Genomic DNA, 16,926 nt, shown 5'->3' with positions numbered 1-16,926 from the left:
GCCCGGTCGCTCTATGCGTGGTGGGCGTGCCCAGCTGCCTCGTTGCTGGTCTGCTTGGACACTGACTCGCCGGTCGCGGAGTACTCCCGCGCCCGTACCGCATCCGCCTGGACGTGCCGGGAACGCATCCAGGCGATCCCGCGGCAGACCAGGTAGATCACGAAGCTCAAGGTGGTCACGAACACCGACACCGGCAGCCCCGGCGCCAGCGATGCCACCAGTCCGCCGACCGCCGACACCACGGAGAATGTCCCCGACAGCACTACGGCCAGCACCGGGTTGCTGGTCACCTTCACTGCCGCCGCGCCCGGCGTAATCAGCAGTGCGATCAGCAGCAGGGCGCCGACGATCTGCACTCCCTGGCTGGCCACCACGCCGATCAGCGCGGCGAATACCAGGGCCAACACACGAACTTTCACGCCCGAGGCCGCGGCCAGCACCGGATCCACAGTGGCGAACAGCAGTGGCCGCCATAGCAGCGCCATCGTCGCCACTACCAGCGCAGCCAGCACCGCCAGGATGCCCAGCGAGGCAGAGCTCACGCCCACGATCTGGCCGGTCAGCAGGCTAAACGCCGCCGACGACCTACCGGGGTACAGGTAGATAAACAGTACGGAAAGGCCCATGCCGAAGCTCAAGACCACCGCCACGATGGCGTCCTGCTCCCTTTGCCCCAGTGCCGTCAGCGCCACGGCGGCCAGCACTGCGCCGATCAGCGCACCCCAGCTCACACTAAAGCCGAACAGCAACGCGGCCGCAGCGCCCATCAGGGCCAGCTCGCCGGTGGAATGCGCAGCGAAGCTCATCTTCCGCATCACGATCAGTGGCGCAATCGCGCCGGAGACAATGCCCAGCAGCAGCGCCGCCAGCAGCGCGTGCTGTACGAAGTCCACCGAGAGTAGCGCGAGGGTGTCCTCCCACCAGTCGCCGGTGTGGAATTGGCTGCTCATACGACCACCAGCTTTCCGTCTACGTTCACAACCTGCACGTCCGTCCGGTATAGACGGGAGAGCGTCTCGCTGTTCATGACCTCCGCGACCGTGCCAATCGTGTGGCCGTGTGGCGCGAGGTACAGCACCCGGTCGGTCACGTTAAGGATCGGGTTGATGCCGTGGGTGACGAACACGATCGCAGTGTTGTGTTCCCGCCGCCTGCGATCCAGCAGTTCCACGGTCTGCTTCTGCGCGCGTAGATCCAGGGAAAGCAGCGGCTCGTCGCACAGCAGCAGCTCCGGATCCTGCGCCATCGCCTGCGCCTGCCGGATTAGCTGTTGCTGCCCACCGGACAGCTCGCCGACCCGTCGATTGGCTAGGCCGGTCGCGCCTACCTCTTCCAGCGCCGCGTCGATCTGGGCTTTCTTTGGTCGTCTGTTCTTTATGACGCCCGCTGCGAGCGCAAGGCCAACCAGATCTCTTGCGCGCAACGGGATGGATTGTTCAAACATCCTTTGCTGTGGGATGTAGCCCAGCTTGTCCGTTACGTCGATGCTGCCGCGGCTGAGCTTGCGGGTGCCGAGGGCAGCATTCAGAAGGGTGGACTTGCCCACCCCGTTGGGACCCAAAATAGCCAAAAACTCCCCCGGCGCGACCTCGAGGTCGAGGTCGCGCCAGAGGGGTTCGACTGCCGCGTTGCGGAGAGCGAGAACCATTACTTGGTTGCGTCCTCCAGCTGCTTGATCAGGGCGTCGGCGTACTCGAAGTAGTCCTGGCCCTCATCAGGGGTTTCGTTGACGTTGACGACCTTGATGCCCGCCTCCTTGGCGGCCTCGGTCAGCTGGGAAGCTGCCGGGGTTTCCGACTGCTCGTTGGTGATGAGGATGTCGGCCTTCTTGTCCTTGATCAGCTGGCGGGTCGCGGCCAGGTCAGCGGCGGAAGGCTCGGACTCGTTGTTCACCGCGTGGGCGAAGCCCTCCGGGGTGATGTCCTTCAGGTTGGAATCCTCGATCAGCTCGGCGGCGACCGATTCGGTGAGGATGACATTCTTGCCCTTCAGCTTCTCCACGCGCTGCTTCAGCTCGTCGGTCTTCTTGGTGACGTCGTCGTCGGACTCGGGGATGTCAGAGTTCAGCTTGTGCAGCTCGACGGAGAGCTTCTTTTCGAACTCGGAAACCACGTCCAGGTCGAACCAAACGTGCGGGTTGGTGGCGTCGTGGCCGTGATCGTGCCCCTCGTGGCCGTGGTCGTGACCTTCGTGCCCGTGGTCTCCGTGGTCGTGCCCCTCGTGCCCGTGGTCATGTCCCCCGTGATCGTGGCCGTGCTCCTCACCGTGACCGTGGTGGTGTGCCTCGGCCAGCGGCTGCGCCGTCACCAGCGGGGTGCCCTCTTCCACGTTGTCGGTCAGCCAGTTATCGTAGCCCGCGCCGTTGGCGACTACGATGTCCGCGTCTTTGACCGCCGCGATGTCGCGGGCGGTGGCCTCGTACTCGTGCGGGTCGTCGTCCTTGCTGCTGAGGATGGTGGTCACCTCAACGTCATCGCGCCCCTCGGTGATGTCCTCGGCAATGCTGCCCCAGATGGATGTAGAGGCGACCAGCTTGATCTTGTCGCCATCCGCGGCGGAATCTCCGGATCCGCCCGCGCAGGCGGTTACGCCCAGCGCCAGCGTTGCGATACTCAAAACTGCTCCGAAATTGGCAACCATTTTCTTCATTCTTCCGAGGTTAATGGGCACGAAAATGCTCGTCAACAAAAAGCTTGAGCCAGATACGGGGATCTGGGCAGTGCCGGGGGAGGGGGCGTCAACCCCCAAGAAAGAAGGGCTGAGGGCTACCCTTAGAAGAATGAATAGACCAGCACGGCGCGGCACCTTGGCCTCCATCGCGGCCGAACTGGGCGTTTCGCGCACCACAGTTTCGAACGCATACAACCGCCCGGATCAGCTTTCGCCCGAGTTGCGGGACAAGATCCTGCACGTCGCGGCGAAACTCGGCTACCCCGGGCCAGACCCGATGGCGCGTTCGCTGCGCACGCGCCGAGCGGGGGCGATCGGCGTGCTGCTGACCGAGGAGCTGCCGTACGCGTTCGAAGATCAGGCGTCGCTGGAGTTCGTCTCTGGCGTGTCGGTGAGCTGTGGGTCGATGGATGCCTCCATGCTGTTGATCCCCGCGGGCGTGGACGATAACCCCAGCGCCGATCGCCCCGCACAGCTGGTGAACCAGGCCAGCGTCGACGGCTTCATCGTCTACTCGGTGGCGGGCGACGACCCGTACCTCGCCGCCGTGCGCAACCGCGGACTGCCGACCGTGGTGTGTGACCAACCCGCCGGCGCCGGCGATCCTTTCGTGGGAATTGACGACCGCGAGGCCATCAAGCCCGCCATCCGCGCTCTTGTGGAGGCCGGGCATACCCGCATCGGCGTGCTATGTATCCGTTTGGATCGCGTGCCAAACAACGGGCCGGTTCCCACAGAACGCATTGAGGGGGCGCACATGCATGTGCAGCGCTCTCGCCTGCTTGGCATTCTGGACGTGCTCCGCGAGGCGGGGATCTCCGAGCCACCTATCGTCGAGCGGCATATCAACAACCCTCAGACTGCCTACGAAGCTGCCGAGGAGCTGCTCGCAGCCAACCCGGAGCTCACTGCGGTGGCGTGCACCACGGACTCACAAGCCCTCGGAGTGCTGCGCTACGCAGAAAAGCAGCGCATCGACGTACCCGGCCAGCTTTCCGTGACAGGGTTTGACGGTATTCCTGAAGCTATTGACGCCCACATCACCACCGTCCGCCAACCCAGCAAAGACAAGGGCCTGGAGAGCGGCAACATGCTCGCTGAACTCATCGAGCAGCGGTTGAATGACAACCCGGCCAAGCCCGCGCAACGGGCGGAGACGCCCACCGTGCTGTTGGAAACTGAGCTAATCCGCGGAACGTCCGTCGCGCCGCCGCAGTAGATCCTGCAGGAAGTCCCGGACATCCTCCGGGGTATCCAAACGGTGGGTAGCGGAGGTTTCACCGCCGCCGACGCGAATGCCCACATCCGCAGGCGGGGCGGACTGTGCTGAGGGCTGAGCGGTGGCGGGAGAGTAGTACAACGTGGAAAGCACAGTCTCATCCGTCGTATCATCCCCGGCAAAAAGCACCCGCAGGTTGCGGCCATTCCGGGCCGCGTAGGCGCCGCGGAAGCCCTCGATGTACGAGCCCTTGGTGGTCTTGTCTACCGCGACTTCCAAAATGTCTTTACCCCACGTCACCTGGGAAAGATCGCTGGTGGCCGCGAAGTCCGCCAGCCGTTGGTTGAGCCACCCGGCCAGCTCCTTATCCGGCACCAGTCGGGTATGCAATCCAACTGCCAGAGGCTTGACCTCAACCCAGGCTCCCTCATGCTCGGTCGCGATCGCTTCTGCGTGGTCGCGCAGCTCTCCCAGCCAAGTCGCCTGCTCCGCGCTCAAAGGCGCAGCCCCGCCGTCGGCAGGCTCCGCGCCATGGCTGCCCACAAGGTGTACCGGACCTTCCACTGGCAGCATCGTTGCGGCCGTCAGCAACTCCAGATTGCGCCCAGAAATCACCATTGCCTCGGTATGCGGAAGCTGCGCCAGCCCCACTAGCGCCTCCATAGCGCCGGGGACAGCGTGCACTCCCTCGGGCTCGTCCGAGAAGTGAGCCAGGGTGCCGTCGAAATCCATCGCTACCAGTAGGTCTGGGGTGGCGGCGAGCTCGGAGATGTCGGCGTCAGAAAGTAAAGGTAGAAACGATCCATCCATGGCACTAGCCGTCCTTCGGGCCGCTGAGGAACTCGACCGCAGGAATAGACTCCCAATCCTGCTTGTCCTCTGGGGCGGGCTGCTTGAGTTTGAGGAAGTTCTCGGAGGGGCGGGTGTAGGTGAGATCCTGGTCGTTGAGGACTGCCTTCAGACGGTCGGCCGTATCCTCATCGCCGGGGAGACACTGGGCTCCGTCGATGGGGGAAGAGGAGAACTCGCTAATCCGCATGCCACCTTCCTTCCACTCCACGTGACCGGAAAGGTGCACGCAGCCGCTCGCACCGGTCAGCGAATCCTCACCGAAAACCAGGAAGCTGCGGCCTTGCTGGGCATCCGGCAGCAGGCCCCCACGCGCATCCGTATCGTAGATAGCCGAGACCTGCCATTGGGAGTTGCCCAGCGGTGCCTCCGAATCGGAGCAGGCAGCAAGGCCGGTCAGTCCGGTTGCGCTGAGCCCTAAGACCACGAGGGCGGTGGTGCGACTCCTGCGCATCACTCCACCTCCCGCAGCTGCTGCAGGAATGCATCGGCCCAGCGGTTGACATCGTGTTCCTGTAGGTGAGACCACATTTCGCGCATCCGGCGGATTTTATCCTTCGGCTCGTCCTCGATGGCTCGTTGTAGTGCGTCTGCGATGGACTCAATGTCATGCGGATTACACAGGTAGGCCTGCACCAACTGTGTGGCCGCGCCTGCGAACTCCGAGAGCACCAGCGCCCCCGAACCATCCGAGTGGCAGGCTACGTATTCCTTGGCCACCAGATTCATGCCATCCTTTAGCGGAGTAATGAGCATGACATCCGCGGCGGAGTACAGCGCGACGATCTGTTCGAAGGGCAAACCGGAGTGCATGTAGTGGATCAGGGAACGTCCCAGGCTGCCGTGGTTGCCATTGATGCGGGAGACAATGGCCTCGACCTGCTGGCGAGTGCGCTGATAATCGTCTAGTCGCTCGCGAGACGGGGTGGCGACCTGCACCATCGCTATATCCTCCGGCGCCAAACGCCCAGAATCCAGTAGGAACTCTATGGCCTCCAGTCGGTGCTGGATGCCTTTGGTGTAGTCCAATCGATCCACGCCCGCGATCAGCACCTTCGGGTTACCCAGGCGGGCACGTAGATCACTGGCTTGTGCCAACACATCGGGCTGGTTGGCTTGGGCATTTACCTTGGCGGTGTCGATGGAGATCGGGAAAACTCCCACCTTCACCACACGCCCTGTGTCCAGAGTGACACTGCCCACCACCTGTGCCTCTTCGGGCAAGCGAGCCCCGCGCAGGAAATTAGCAGACTCAGAATCATCCACGATCTGCACCGAGTAATTCATCGCCCGCAGCGCCACCATAAAGTTCCGGGCGGAATCCTGCGTGTGGAACCCCACCACGTCCGCGCCCAGGGTGCCTTCTAGCACCTGGCGGCGCCATGGCAGCTGGCGGAACAACTCTGGGGCGGGGAAGGGGATATGCAGGAAAAAGCCGATGCAGACATCGTCGCGCATCTCGCGCAGCTGGCCGGGAACTAGGTGCAGTTGGTAGTCCTGCACCCACACCGTTGCATTCTTTGCGGCCTTATCCGCCGCAGCCTGGGCAAATCTTTGATTCACCTGCTGATAGCGCTCCCACCAGTCTTTATCGTAGGTGGGGTGCACGATCAGGTCGTGATAAAGGGGCCACAGGGTGGCGTTGGAAAAGCCCTCGTAAAACTGGGAAAAATCATCCGCGTCGAGGTTCACGGGAATCATATGGATCCCGGCTTCCTCCGGCGACGGCATGTCCTCTAAGCGAACCTCATCGGTTGCTCCTGGCCAGCCGATCCACGCCCCACGGTTGGATTCCAGAACCGGCTTGAGAGCGGTGACCAGCCCGCCCGGTGAGGGCACCCATGTGACCTCACCGGTGGAGTCGTTGACGTTGCGATCGACGGGAAGGCGATTAGCAACAACCAAAAAATCGGATTGCATGGCGGTCACTCCGTATCAGCAAGAGGCGTTAACAAACGGCGACCTACTCGCTGGCCTTGGTTGCCTTCTTCGCCGTTTTCTTGGTGGACTTCTTGGCGGTCTTCTTCGTCGACTTCTTTGCCGCGGCCTTCTTTGCCGCGGCCTTCTTTGTCGTCTTTTTCGCAGTCTTCTTCGCCGACTTCTTGGTGGTCTTGCGGGTGGATTTCTTGGCCTCCTGCTCCGCTTCTTCCAGTTCAGCGACCACGCGGCGGTGGATTAGCCCCTCCGGCTCCACGCCCAGCATGCACATCAAGGTCGCTGCATCGAGGAAGTCCTCGGAGTAGGTCGCAACGATGCGCTGCGCAGCCTGAGCCGTTTCTGCTTCCACCGCATGCAGGGATTCATTATTAGCGGAACGGTTGTCGGTGACCTTCGGAGGCACGAGCCTGACCCCATTTCTACACAGTCGACGTACGGAACTTAAGTCTCAACTTTAGATATTTTACGCGATTTACTGTTCGCTCGTTCCTGTCGGGTGGTCTTGTTGTTTCTCGAGTTCGCCTTCTGACGCCCGCATTTCACTATCCAACTGCCACATACTCTTTGACGTGCTCCTTCGGCGGCGACGCCAGTGCAGCGGCTGGCGAACGCGTCCATCTGTGCCCATCCGTGGCTTCTGCTGGGGTGCTCGGCGCGAACCCACGTTGGGGCGTCGGAACTGCTGGTAGCGATGTAGGATCCGCGGACGGCGAATACGGCGGGCGATCCATTCGCCGAGCACCACGCCAGCAGCCAGTGCAGTGGCGGTAGTCAGCGCGAAACCGAGGTTAGACATACCGACTACGAATTGGTCGTTGAGCACCGAACTCATGCCACGGTACAACGCCAAACCGGGCAGGAAAGGCGTGATGCCAGCAGCCGCGGTGATCTGCGGAGGAATCATATAGCGACGGGAGAGCAGACCACCGGCCAGGCCGACAACCAGCGCGGCCAGGGCAATGCCGAAGGTACCGGGCCATTCCAATAAAGTCGTCACGCTGAACAGGGCGAGTGAAGCGATCAACGCAGTCAGACTTGCGACTACCGTGGCGCGGCGCTCACAGAAGCACGCACTGCAGAAGAATCCCGTGGCGACAGCACCGGAGATGATCTGAATTGTCACAGACCCCAGCACGCCCGATGTATGCGTCGTGTCCAGCGGCGGCAGGGTAATGCCCATAATGGCCATCATCTGAATACCAGCTGCAATGCCAGTGATGATGCCGCCGGTTTGAAGCAACGTTTCGTAGAAGCGGGCGGCCGATGTGACCGGGGCGCCAGTGATTCCGTCCTGTAGCGCCTGAACTAGCGTCAAACCTGCGAGTAGCGCAACGATCGAGGAACCGATGATCAATGAAGGTGGCAAGTAGAAATCGATTCGATCCGCAATCGAGTAGGTGACGGCTGCGGGAATTACGGCGGCGAAACCACCCAACACGTTTTGGAAGAACAACGGCAAGGACTTCGAAGCCAACCAGGCATTCGCAAACATCGTGAAGATCGTTGTGATACCTGCGACGATGGCCACGGCCCAACCACCGCCGAGCAGCAACGCGACGGCAGCCGCGAACCCGCCCCAGCTGGCCAGTGCATAACGGTTCCTATACGGCAGCAGGGAAGTCTCAATGTCGAAGAGAATCTTCTGTGCCATTTCCAACGGGGTGGCTCCCGCAACGATCGAGCGGATTAGGCGATCGACCTCTGTGATACGGGAGAAATCTGTAGACAGCTGCCGCACAACGCGAAACATGTTTGTCGGGGGAGTGTTCTCGTTGAAACGCGAGTAGATGTAGATCGTGTTCAACGTGATGTCGACGTGGGTGTTGTTCAGGCCGTAGGCGCTCATGATGCTTCGGATCTGCGCCTTCGCATCTGAGTTGCTGCTGCCTGCGGTGAGGAGTTGATCGCCGATTCGGGCGGCGAGATCCATTACCGCATGAGTCTTTACCGGGTCGGAAAGATCCACCGGCGCCAGTGGTGACGGTGGCGGAGCTAGGCGGATAGCATCGATGGTCGCTCTGTTGCCAGAAAAAAGCAGGTCAGAGCTCTTCTTTAACGCCCTCGACATGAAACTAGACACCCTCATACCGTACATGGGGGCGAAAGAGTTTTCACAGGCGCACATTTGCCCAGCTCAACGGTGAAATGCCGGGACCGTTTTAATGTTCTCGCGGATCGCTTGCTAGGCTGGGAAAGTCCATCATCTGCAAGGGGCGTTGTTTCTTGCGGACTTCGAAGATGGATTGTTGCTGGAGTGGCGCAATCGGTAGCGCAACGGTCTTGTAAACCGTAGGTTGCGAGTTCAAGTCTCGTCTCCAGCTCATCTGGATCCGGTGTGGCCTAAAGCGCCACTCCGTTGCCAGAAACGCCGGCGTAGTTTAGTGGTAGAACATCAGCTTCCCAAGCTGAGAGTGCGAGTTCGATTCTCGTCGCCGGCTCCAAATTCAGGGGTACTCTTTTGGTGTGACTAACAATCAACACTCACCACAAAGAATCGCAGATTTACTGTCTGTAGAGGAAGCTCAAAAGCTAAACCTTTGGCTTCGCAATGAGCTTATATCTGGAACATCAAGTCTCGCCCGGCTTGCAAACGATCTTGTTAATCCCCAAGTAGAACTGTACTTTCCTGACGATTGGGAGCAGCGATTAAAGCAACTGCCAGTCCGGGAAGAAGGTGTTCATGGGAAAGAAAAGACGACACTTTATGACTTCGCCAATGAATACCTGGCTGATATAGCTCAGCAGTTGAATGCTGAAATGGAAGCATGGGCTCTCGCGACTACCGATTTTGACCGACTGTACTGTTCCATCCTGGAAATGCGAGCCAAAAGGGTAGAAGTCTTGGTTTTTGATGACTGGGGATCGAGCGAAAGTGATGGCGATGAGCTCGGCGAAGCGCTGATCCCCTTCGAAATGGCAGACGGGATTGATTTTCAGGAAGTAAGCATCGATTTCTATGTCCGGTCGATGACGGAGCAGGTGGAAGAGGCGGCGCAAGTCATTATCGATTCGCTGAAGTGCAACGGTTTGCATCCCGTATGGGATAGCACTGCAAAGGGGCTCACTACGGGGCCTATTTCTGTTCGAATGGTCTGGCAGCCGCACAGCATCCTAGAGGAAGGATGGGACGATCTCTTTGAAACCCCGGAGGAATACCTAGCCAGCCTTGCTGTGCCACCAAGCGAATCCTAGTAGCACCGGTGCAACCCGGGCTCGGAGTCTACCCCGGCACCTTTTCTAGTCGAAGGTGTACAGCATGACGTGCGCGTGCTCGGCCTCGTCCACGCCCTTGTCGACATAACCGATCTTCTCGTACACGTGCTTCGCCCGGTCGTTGCCAAACACCACGCAAAGGCTTACTCCCGGCTTGCCGTCTGCCTTTGCTTGGTCAAGTACAGCTTGCATTAGCTTTGTACCCAACCCCTTGCCTGTGTTGCCAGGCGCCATGGCGATTGCTACCTCTGGATATTCCTCGGAGACAAACCCGTAACCATGATGCTCTTTTGAAGAGTCAAGCAACCACGCAGCGCCGATGGCCTCGCCGTTTTCTTCGACGATGACGCCACCTTGTCCCTCAGTCCAGCCATCCACATAAAAGACAGTGTCCTCGTCGAACGTCTCCGAAAATCCCCGCTCCGGGTCACCCCAGGTATCCGTTTCCTCGTTCATTTTGTGGATGAATGGACGGTCGGCTTCGACCGCTCGACGAAACGTGAACTCAATGGGGGAATCAGCGTGAGAAGTCATATATCTCAGCGTAGCGAAACAAACCCCCAGGGCGAAGCGTGGTGCTCGCGCTGGGGGTGGGAGTATGCGCCGGCGACGGCCAGGAGCCGGCAGGGGATCTTAGTAAATGTAGATCCGGTCGCCGACGTTCAGAGCGTTGAAGAAGTTCTGAGCGTGAGGGGCGGCCAGGTGGATGCAGCCGTGAGACATCACGTTCGGGGAGCCCTGGTGGAAGGCGTGGCCGTTGTTAGTGAAGTACACGGAGTATGGCATCGGGGCGTTGCCGTAGGTGCGGGAAACCTCGTTCTTCACCTTGCGGGTGATAACGTGCCAGCCCTTCGGGGTCTCGTAGCCACGCTTGCCGGTGGAAACCTTCACCGGGCCGTAGCTGGTCTTGCCGCCACGCTGCAGCCATGCAGTTTGATCGCGCAGGCTTACGCAGCCACGGGCGTTAGCCGGGCACGGGCTCTTGCGCGGAGCCGGGGCGGGGCGGTGCTTCGGGGCAGGAGCCGGACGTGGCGCTGGCTTGTTGGCGCGCTCGCGAGCAGCCAGGGCGCCAGGGGCGAGGAAGTTTGCAGCGTCGTCAGCTGCGCGATTGATCTGGCCACGGACAGGTGCCGGCAGTCCACGGGTTCCGTTGTGGACGTTGTCGCGTGCACCTAGAACGATGTTGTTGATGTCTTGCTGGGAGGAACCGAGGGGAGCAGCGGACGCAGCGCCGGTGCCCAGGGTTGCTGCCATCATGGTTGCAGCACCGACAGCAGCGATGCGGCGGCGGAGAGAGTGAGAGGTAGATTTCGTCATAGGCACAGCTTAATGGGTCTAACTCTTAAAAGGCGTACTGAATGAGGATTTCTTTAGGAATTATGGACTGCAAGAGGTAGCTAAACCTCTACATTGTTCACAGCTGACATCCAGCTATCATGCAGACAGACGCTAATTCTCTGCAGCACAATGAGGTGCATGACCATGCCAAACAATCAGCCGGTGAAGGTACTCGTTGTCGATGACGAGGCCAATATTTCTGATCTCCTCAAAGTGAGCCTGAAGTTTCAAGGTTTCGACGTTGAAACGGCCGACAACGGCCAGGACGCACTGGCACTGGCGAATACTTACAAGCCGGATGCATTCATCCTGGACGTGATGATGCCCAGCATGGATGGATTTACTCTGCTAAACAAGCTCCGCGACGCCGGTCACGAAGCTCCGGTGCTCTTCCTTACAGCCAAGGATGGAGTGGAAGATCGTATCCACGGCCTCACAATCGGTGCAGATGATTATGTGACCAAGCCTTTTAGCCTCGAAGAAGTGATTACCCGGCTGCGGGTGATCCTGCGCCGAGTCTCTCCGGACGATGAGCGGGAATCCAGTCTCATTACCTACGAGGACATCACCCTCAATGACGACATGCATGAGGTCACCAAAGCTGGTGAGGTCGTCGATCTTTCCCCGACTGAATTCAAACTCTTGCGCTACCTGATGATCAACGCCGAGGTTGTGCTGAGCAAGTCCAAGATCCTGGATCACGTGTGGAATTACGACTTCGGTGGGGACGGCAATGTTGTCGAATCCTATGTCTCCTACCTGCGTCGCAAAATTGATAAGGAAGAGCCCCACCTGATCCAGACAGTGCGTGGCGTGGGGTATGTGCTTCGCAAGCCGCGGTCTTAGTTTTTAGATTCTGCGCATTTCTATGTCGTCACCTGCAAATTCCTCTGCAAATTCTGCAGTCAACCCCGCTTCCCCTGCATCAGCCGTCCCGGTGCGTTCGGGGCATCCGGGGCATTTCCTTTCCCATTACCCGCTACGAATCTCATTGGTCGTGGTCATCGCCGTCTTGGTTGCGATGGGCTTAACGGTTTCTGGCGTATCTGTGACCACCACCCTGCAGCGCTTCCTGATCCAAAGAGTCGACGAGCAGCTGGATCAGGCCACGAATGGTTGGGCTCACAGATCGGGCCTGGTCGACGGAAACAGCGGTACGCAGAGCGAACAAAACAATAGCGATACTCAGAATGAACTAGAATCCGACGGGATCGCTGGTTCCTCAAGCGGACACTCCCTCGGCCTCGAAGGCTTCGGCGTGCTTAACCAGCAGCTTCCGAATCCCGTCACCGGAGTAACCCGACCGCCGAGCGACTTTTATGTCTTGGTAGTTGACGACAATATTTCCTACGAATACTTCAACTCTCCCGTGACAGCTCGCCCCGAAATTCGCGGGCTGGGCAAACCGACCATGCCTGTCACCGTCGGTTCCCGCGAGGATTCCGGTTCTCGTATCAGTTGGCGGGCCACTAGCTTCCGAAACGATGATGGGACGATCACTATCGTTGCATTGCCGCTGGAGGAAGAAGAGCACATTATTTCCCGCCTCGTCCTACTTCAGGTACTTATCGGCTTGACGGTGATCGCATTCGTCATTCTGGCGTCGATGTATCTGGTTCGTCGCGCGTTACGCCCGTTGAACGAGGTGGAACTGACGGCGTCAAAAATTTCGAACGGCGACCTCGGGCAGCGCGTCCCGAACTGGCGACCCAACACGGAGGTCGGACGGCTTGCGCAGGCTCTCAATAAAATGCTCGCACAGATTCAAGCGGCATTCGTGGCCATCGGCGCTTCGGAGAAGCAGGCGCGCAAATCTGAGGCATCGATGCGCCGTTTCATCGGCGACGCCTCGCATGAACTGCGCACCCCGCTGACGTCGGTGCGAGGCTACGCGGAGCTGTACCAATCCGGTGCTACTGATGACGCCCCCATGGTCATCGACCGCATTTCCGAAGAGGCTGGCCGCATGAGTCTACTGGTCGAGGATCTCCTGGCACTGGTCCGCATGGACGAGGGGCGCCCATTGGACAAAGCACGGGTGGACATGCTGGAACTAGTGCTGGAAACAGCAGAGTCAGCGCGTGCAGGTTTCTCGAACCGCATGGTACATGTGGTCAATGAAACGGGAGAGGTACCCCTGGTTATTGGCGACGTGAACCGGTTGCACCAGGTATTCGGCAATTTGGTTACCAATGCTCTGCGGCATGCCGGAGAGGATGCGGAAGTGACTCTGCGTCTGGATCAACGCGATGGCCGTGTGATCGTAGACGTGGAGGATAACGGGCAAGGCATCCCGGAGGAGGATCTGCCGCACCTATTTGAACGGTTCTACCGCCCGGACGTGTCACGCTCCCGTGCTTCGGGTGGTTCGGGTCTGGGGCTGTCGATCGTTAAGGGGCTGGTGGCTGCACATGGTGGAACAGTCTCCGTGGATAGCACAGTAGGCGAGGGCACACGGTTCCGCATCGAACTGCCTGAGGCTCCCGAGGCGGAATAGCGTTCGGGGAGAGTACGGGGGCTAAGCCTCCGTATCGTGTTCTTCTAGGCCGTCGAGCAATGCCAAGTGGACGATGTCCTGCACATCCGGATTAGTTGGTAATTCCTCATGCTTACATTTGGATACGCCGAGATCCTGTAAGAAGTAATTCGTGATGATGGCCTCGCCTGTATCGTTCGAATGGCCGTCTTCGAGGTGAAAATCTTCATGGTCGCTGGGGACCGTGGGCTGGCGGTCACCCAGGAAAGCGTTTTCGTGGGGTACGACGGTCGCGTCGTTCCGCGTGGCGTAGCAGGTGTATCGAATGTGATTGCGGGTCTCAGGGGACGCGGCAAGCGTCTCCATCAATGGCGAACCAATGACCTGTTGCATACCCGCTGCGCCGAAGATCCGCCGAATAGTGGCGGCTGCCACGCGCTGGCTCATGTCGGTTGTGAACATATTGCCGAGCATGCCCATGAGTGTGGTGCCCTGGTGTGGGGCGCCGAGAGTGATGAGGTGGTGGACATAGTCCTCACCACCGAGCTCATTGATCCAATAGCGTGCCAGCAATCCGCCTTGGGAATGCCCCACAATGTCCACAGCCTCCGCCCCCGTGGCGGCCAAAACCTGTTCAATATAGGCGCCAATGTCCTGGGCGGAAGTGGGAATGTCCTGGGTGCCATGCACACCGTAGTCCGGACTGAACACCACGAAGTCGTCCTCACGTAGGCGCAGAACCAGGTTCTGCCAGACATTTTTCGAACTGATGGTTCCGTGGATAAGGATCACAGGATAAGGGCGATCAATGGTGGGGCGTGCTTGCCAAAGGTCGTCGGCATAGCCGGGGGAGACCTGGCGGGCGCCAAGCGGCGGATCGGGGATGGCGCCGCGTAGCTGCGGTAGTTGAGGGCGGCTCATCCGTCCGGGAATATCCCAGAGGAAGCGGCCGGTACTGGAGATACCGCTGGCCATCCCGCTACCGAGACGGCTCAACCAGCTGCGATTGTCCGGCCCCTCACCAATGACATCACCGGCGTTGACAGGATCATAGTCGGCGTCACCGTCACCGTTGTTGTAACCGTCGTAACTGTCGAAACTGCCGGGGCTGGCGGCGGAACCACCATCCGCAGTTTCTTTCATTTCAGCTTCCACGGCTGCGCCCGCTGGGGGATCAACCTCGGCTAATTCCTCAAGGTCGAGTTCCGGGTCAACTTCCGAGCCAACCTTCGGGGTTGCGATGTCGTGAGCGTCGTCGGCTTTGCTGTCGTTTTCCACTGGTTATCCACCGCGATAAATCGTCGAGGGTGCTGGGGCGTGTAGCTGATGTATAGCTAGAGCTGGATTGGGTCTAAGCGGAAGGAACCTTCGCCTCGTCTACTCCCTGGGCAAGCAGCCCCTTGCGGATCTTGTCGGCGGACTCATCCATCTTTTCCGGATCAGTCTCATCCATCCGCATCACATTTTGCAGGCTATAGCCGGACATGTCAGAGGCCGGGAAAATGTGGATATGGGCATGTGGCACCTCGAAACCGGCAATGAGGTAGCCGGCCCGCGGGGCGTCAAAACCATCCACCACGGCCTTGCCCACCAGCTGGGCAATTTCGTTACAGTGCGCCCAGGTAGCCGCGTCCAAATCGGTCCATCGGTCGACCTCCTTAACCGGTACGACCAGCGTGTGGCCATAGGCCGCGGGCTCGATGGTCAAAAACGCTGCTGCTGTTTCGTCGCGGTAAACGATGCGACCGGGGATCTCACCGTTCAGGATTTTCGTGAATACCGTAGCCATGCTGCCGATGTTAGCGCGTTAAACCTTTCTGGTGGTGGGGGTCAGCTTCGCTAGACTGGGAACCATGCGCATTCTTGTAATCGGCAGCGGTGCCCGCGAGCACGCGCTGGCTTATTCCCTGTCCCAGGATCCATCCGTCGAGCAGGTACACGTGAGCCCGGGTAACGCCGGCATGACAGCAGTAGCCACTGTGCATGCAGAGGGTGATCCGGTAGAGCTGGCTCGGGAGATCGAGGCAGACCTTGTGGTGATCGGCCCTGAGATTCCCCTAGTAGCCGGTGTAGCCGATGAGCTACGCGCCGCGGGATTCGCAGCGTTCGGCCCGTCGGCTGCTGCGGCAAAGATTGAGGGCTCGAAGGCCTTCGCGAAAGACATCATGGCCAAGGCGCAGGTCCGTACGGCTGAGGCCGTCGCCGTCCCCGTCGGGTCTAGCGATTCTTTTATTGACGCCACCCTCGACAAATTCGGCCCCACTTATGTCGTCAAGGACGATGGACTGGCTGGCGGTAAGGGCGTCGTAGTCACGGGCGACCGGGCGGAGGCCTTGGAACACATCCAGGCCGTACATGCTGGTGGCAACCCCGTGCTGTTGGAAAGCTTCTTGGACGGCCCCGAGGTTTCCTTGTTCTGCCTCGTCGATGGCGAGACAGTTGTTCCGTTGCTGCCAGCCCAGGACCACAAACGCGTCGGAGACAACGACGAAGGGCCGAATACCGGCGGCATGGGCGCATACACCCCGCTGCCATGGCTGCCCGAGGACGGCGTGCAACGCATTGTGACGGAGGTAGTCGAACCCGTTGCTAAACAAATGGTTGCTGAGGGCGTGCCCTTCAACGGCCTGCTGTACGCAGGTCTGGCCTGGGGTAGTGAAGGACCCGCTGTGGTGGAATTCAACTGCCGCTTTGGCGACCCGGAGACCCAGGCGGTGCTGCGCCTGTTGAAGACCCCGCTGGGCGAGGTGCTGAACGCAGTGGCTACGGGCACCTTGGATCAACTGCCACCGTTGGAGTGGGAGGAAGGCTACGCCCTGACCGTGGTACTGGCCACAGAGAACTATCCGGCCAGCCCCGTCACAGGCCAGCCGATCACTGGTGCAGAGCCAGGCAGCGAATCCCGCGGAGTATTGGCCGCAGGCGTAGCGGAAAAAGACGGTCAGTTGGTCAGCGCCGGCGGACGCGTGCTGAACGTCATCGCTACCGGCGCCACGCTCGCAGAAGCGCGTGAGCACGCATATGACACGCTAAAGGGAATCCAATTGGAAGGCTCGCACTACCGCACGGATATCGCTCTTCCGGCAGTTGAGGGTCGTATTTCCGTCTAAGCACGGGTGATTTTCGTACGTTTTTCACTGCGGCAGAAGTGTGAGAGAAAACTCTCGTGTAAAGATTCCGTTAGGGTTTCGCACTTAGCGCAATAGGTTTAAAGTAGCGACTT

17 protein-coding genes and 2 tRNA genes are annotated in these 16,926 nt (G+C 59.8%); 7 read left to right on the top strand and 12 right to left on the bottom strand.

The window, feature by feature from the left end:
* Nucleotides 1-11: 11 nt before the first annotated feature.
* The 3 genes from ACWXWJ_RS02950 to ACWXWJ_RS02940 are packed head-to-tail and all read right to left on the bottom strand — an operon-like array spanning nt 12 to nt 2,649.
* The gene (locus tag ACWXWJ_RS02950) at nt 12-950 is read right to left on the bottom strand and encodes a metal ABC transporter permease (RefSeq protein WP_034971822.1); all 939 of its coding nucleotides are present in this window, start codon (nt 948-950) and stop codon (nt 12-14) included.
* On the bottom strand, nt 947-1,648 hold the full coding sequence (locus ACWXWJ_RS02945) for a metal ABC transporter ATP-binding protein (RefSeq protein WP_034971827.1): 702 nt from the start codon (nt 1,646-1,648) through the stop codon (nt 947-949). The genes ACWXWJ_RS02950 and ACWXWJ_RS02945 overlap by 4 nt, the downstream gene beginning before the upstream one ends.
* A complete protein-coding gene (locus ACWXWJ_RS02940; RefSeq protein ID WP_473963501.1) occupies nt 1,648-2,649 on the bottom strand; it encodes a metal ABC transporter solute-binding protein, Zn/Mn family in 1,002 nt (333 codons plus the stop codon). The genes ACWXWJ_RS02945 and ACWXWJ_RS02940 overlap by 1 nt, the downstream gene beginning before the upstream one ends.
* A 130-nt stretch (nt 2,650-2,779) precedes the next feature.
* Here ACWXWJ_RS02940 and ACWXWJ_RS02935 point away from each other — a divergent pair, with 130 nt between their 5' ends.
* Nucleotides 2,780-3,889 (top strand): LacI family DNA-binding transcriptional regulator, encoded by a 1,110-nt coding sequence (locus tag ACWXWJ_RS02935; protein ID WP_473963500.1) that lies wholly within the window; start codon nt 2,780-2,782, stop codon nt 3,887-3,889.
* On the opposite strand, the gene otsB is transcribed toward ACWXWJ_RS02935, so the two are convergent.
* The 5 genes from otsB to thrE form a co-directional block, all read right to left on the bottom strand.
* A complete protein-coding gene (gene otsB, locus ACWXWJ_RS02930; RefSeq protein WP_473963499.1) occupies nt 3,854-4,699 on the bottom strand; it encodes a trehalose-phosphatase in 846 nt (281 codons plus the stop codon). The two genes, ACWXWJ_RS02935 and otsB, sit on opposite strands and share 36 nt — an antisense overlap.
* Before the next feature lie 4 nt (nt 4,700-4,703).
* Entirely contained in the window at nt 4,704-5,192 is a 489-nt protein-coding gene (locus tag ACWXWJ_RS02925; protein WP_473963498.1) for an META domain-containing protein, read from the bottom strand.
* The gene (locus tag ACWXWJ_RS02920) at nt 5,192-6,658 is read right to left on the bottom strand and encodes an alpha,alpha-trehalose-phosphate synthase (UDP-forming) (protein WP_473963497.1); all 1,467 of its coding nucleotides are present in this window, start codon (nt 6,656-6,658) and stop codon (nt 5,192-5,194) included. Before ACWXWJ_RS02920 ends, ACWXWJ_RS02925 begins: the two co-directional genes overlap by 1 nt.
* A gap of 43 nt (nt 6,659-6,701) precedes the next feature.
* Nucleotides 6,702-7,079 (bottom strand): hypothetical protein, encoded by a 378-nt coding sequence (locus ACWXWJ_RS02915; protein ID WP_473963496.1) that lies wholly within the window; start codon nt 7,077-7,079, stop codon nt 6,702-6,704.
* 69 nt (nt 7,080-7,148) lie between these two features.
* Entirely contained in the window at nt 7,149-8,744 is a 1,596-nt protein-coding gene (thrE, locus tag ACWXWJ_RS02910; protein ID WP_473963495.1) for a threonine/serine exporter ThrE, read from the bottom strand.
* Between the two features lie 180 nt (nt 8,745-8,924).
* Here thrE and ACWXWJ_RS02905 point away from each other — a divergent pair.
* The 3 genes from ACWXWJ_RS02905 (at nt 8,925) to ACWXWJ_RS02895 (ending at nt 9,868) form a co-directional block, all read left to right on the top strand.
* Nucleotides 8,925-8,997: transfer RNA gene (locus ACWXWJ_RS02905), tRNA-Thr, on the top strand.
* 46 nt (nt 8,998-9,043) lie between these two features.
* Nucleotides 9,044-9,117 (top strand) — tRNA-Gly (locus tag ACWXWJ_RS02900).
* 22 nt (nt 9,118-9,139) lie between these two features.
* A complete protein-coding gene (locus tag ACWXWJ_RS02895) occupies nt 9,140-9,868 on the top strand; it encodes a hypothetical protein (RefSeq protein WP_473963494.1) in 729 nt (242 codons plus the stop codon).
* A 45-nt stretch (nt 9,869-9,913) separates the two neighbouring features.
* Here ACWXWJ_RS02895 and ACWXWJ_RS02890 read toward each other — a convergent pair whose 3' ends face one another.
* Nucleotides 9,914-10,423 (bottom strand): GNAT family N-acetyltransferase, encoded by a 510-nt coding sequence (locus ACWXWJ_RS02890; RefSeq protein WP_293791102.1) that lies wholly within the window; start codon nt 10,421-10,423, stop codon nt 9,914-9,916.
* A 99-nt stretch (nt 10,424-10,522) separates the two neighbouring features.
* The gene (locus ACWXWJ_RS02885) at nt 10,523-11,206 is read right to left on the bottom strand and encodes a L,D-transpeptidase (RefSeq protein WP_293791103.1); all 684 of its coding nucleotides are present in this window, start codon (nt 11,204-11,206) and stop codon (nt 10,523-10,525) included.
* Nucleotides 11,207-11,365: 159 nt separating this feature from the next.
* Between ACWXWJ_RS02885 and ACWXWJ_RS02880 the strand changes: the two genes are divergently transcribed.
* On the top strand, nt 11,366-12,073 hold the full coding sequence (locus ACWXWJ_RS02880) for a response regulator transcription factor (protein ID WP_293791104.1): 708 nt from the start codon (nt 11,366-11,368) through the stop codon (nt 12,071-12,073).
* Nucleotides 12,074-12,095: 22 nt separating this feature from the next.
* Nucleotides 12,096-13,724, top strand: coding sequence for a sensor histidine kinase (locus tag ACWXWJ_RS02875; protein ID WP_473963493.1), 1,629 nt, complete (start codon nt 12,096-12,098; stop codon nt 13,722-13,724).
* Between the two features lie 21 nt (nt 13,725-13,745).
* Here the strand turns inward: ACWXWJ_RS02875 and ACWXWJ_RS02870 are convergent, their stop codons facing one another.
* Nucleotides 13,746-14,981 carry an esterase/lipase family protein gene (locus tag ACWXWJ_RS02870; RefSeq protein ID WP_473963492.1) on the bottom strand — a complete coding sequence of 412 codons (1,236 nt, stop codon included), beginning with the start codon at nt 14,979-14,981 and terminating at the stop codon, nt 13,746-13,748.
* Between the two features lie 73 nt (nt 14,982-15,054).
* On the bottom strand, nt 15,055-15,492 hold the full coding sequence (locus tag ACWXWJ_RS02865; protein WP_473963491.1) for an HIT family protein: 438 nt from the start codon (nt 15,490-15,492) through the stop codon (nt 15,055-15,057).
* A gap of 64 nt (nt 15,493-15,556) precedes the next feature.
* On the opposite strand from ACWXWJ_RS02865, the gene purD reads away from it, so the two are divergent.
* Nucleotides 15,557-16,813, top strand: a complete 1,257-nt coding sequence (gene purD, locus ACWXWJ_RS02860; RefSeq protein ID WP_473963490.1) for a phosphoribosylamine--glycine ligase — start codon at nt 15,557-15,559, stop codon at nt 16,811-16,813.
* Nucleotides 16,814-16,926 lie beyond the last annotated feature (113 nt).

This window comes from Corynebacterium sp. p3-SID1761 (assembly GCF_055862885.1).
Note: the sequence above shows the minus strand (reverse complement) of the source record. Positions and strands in the feature narration are given on the sequence as shown.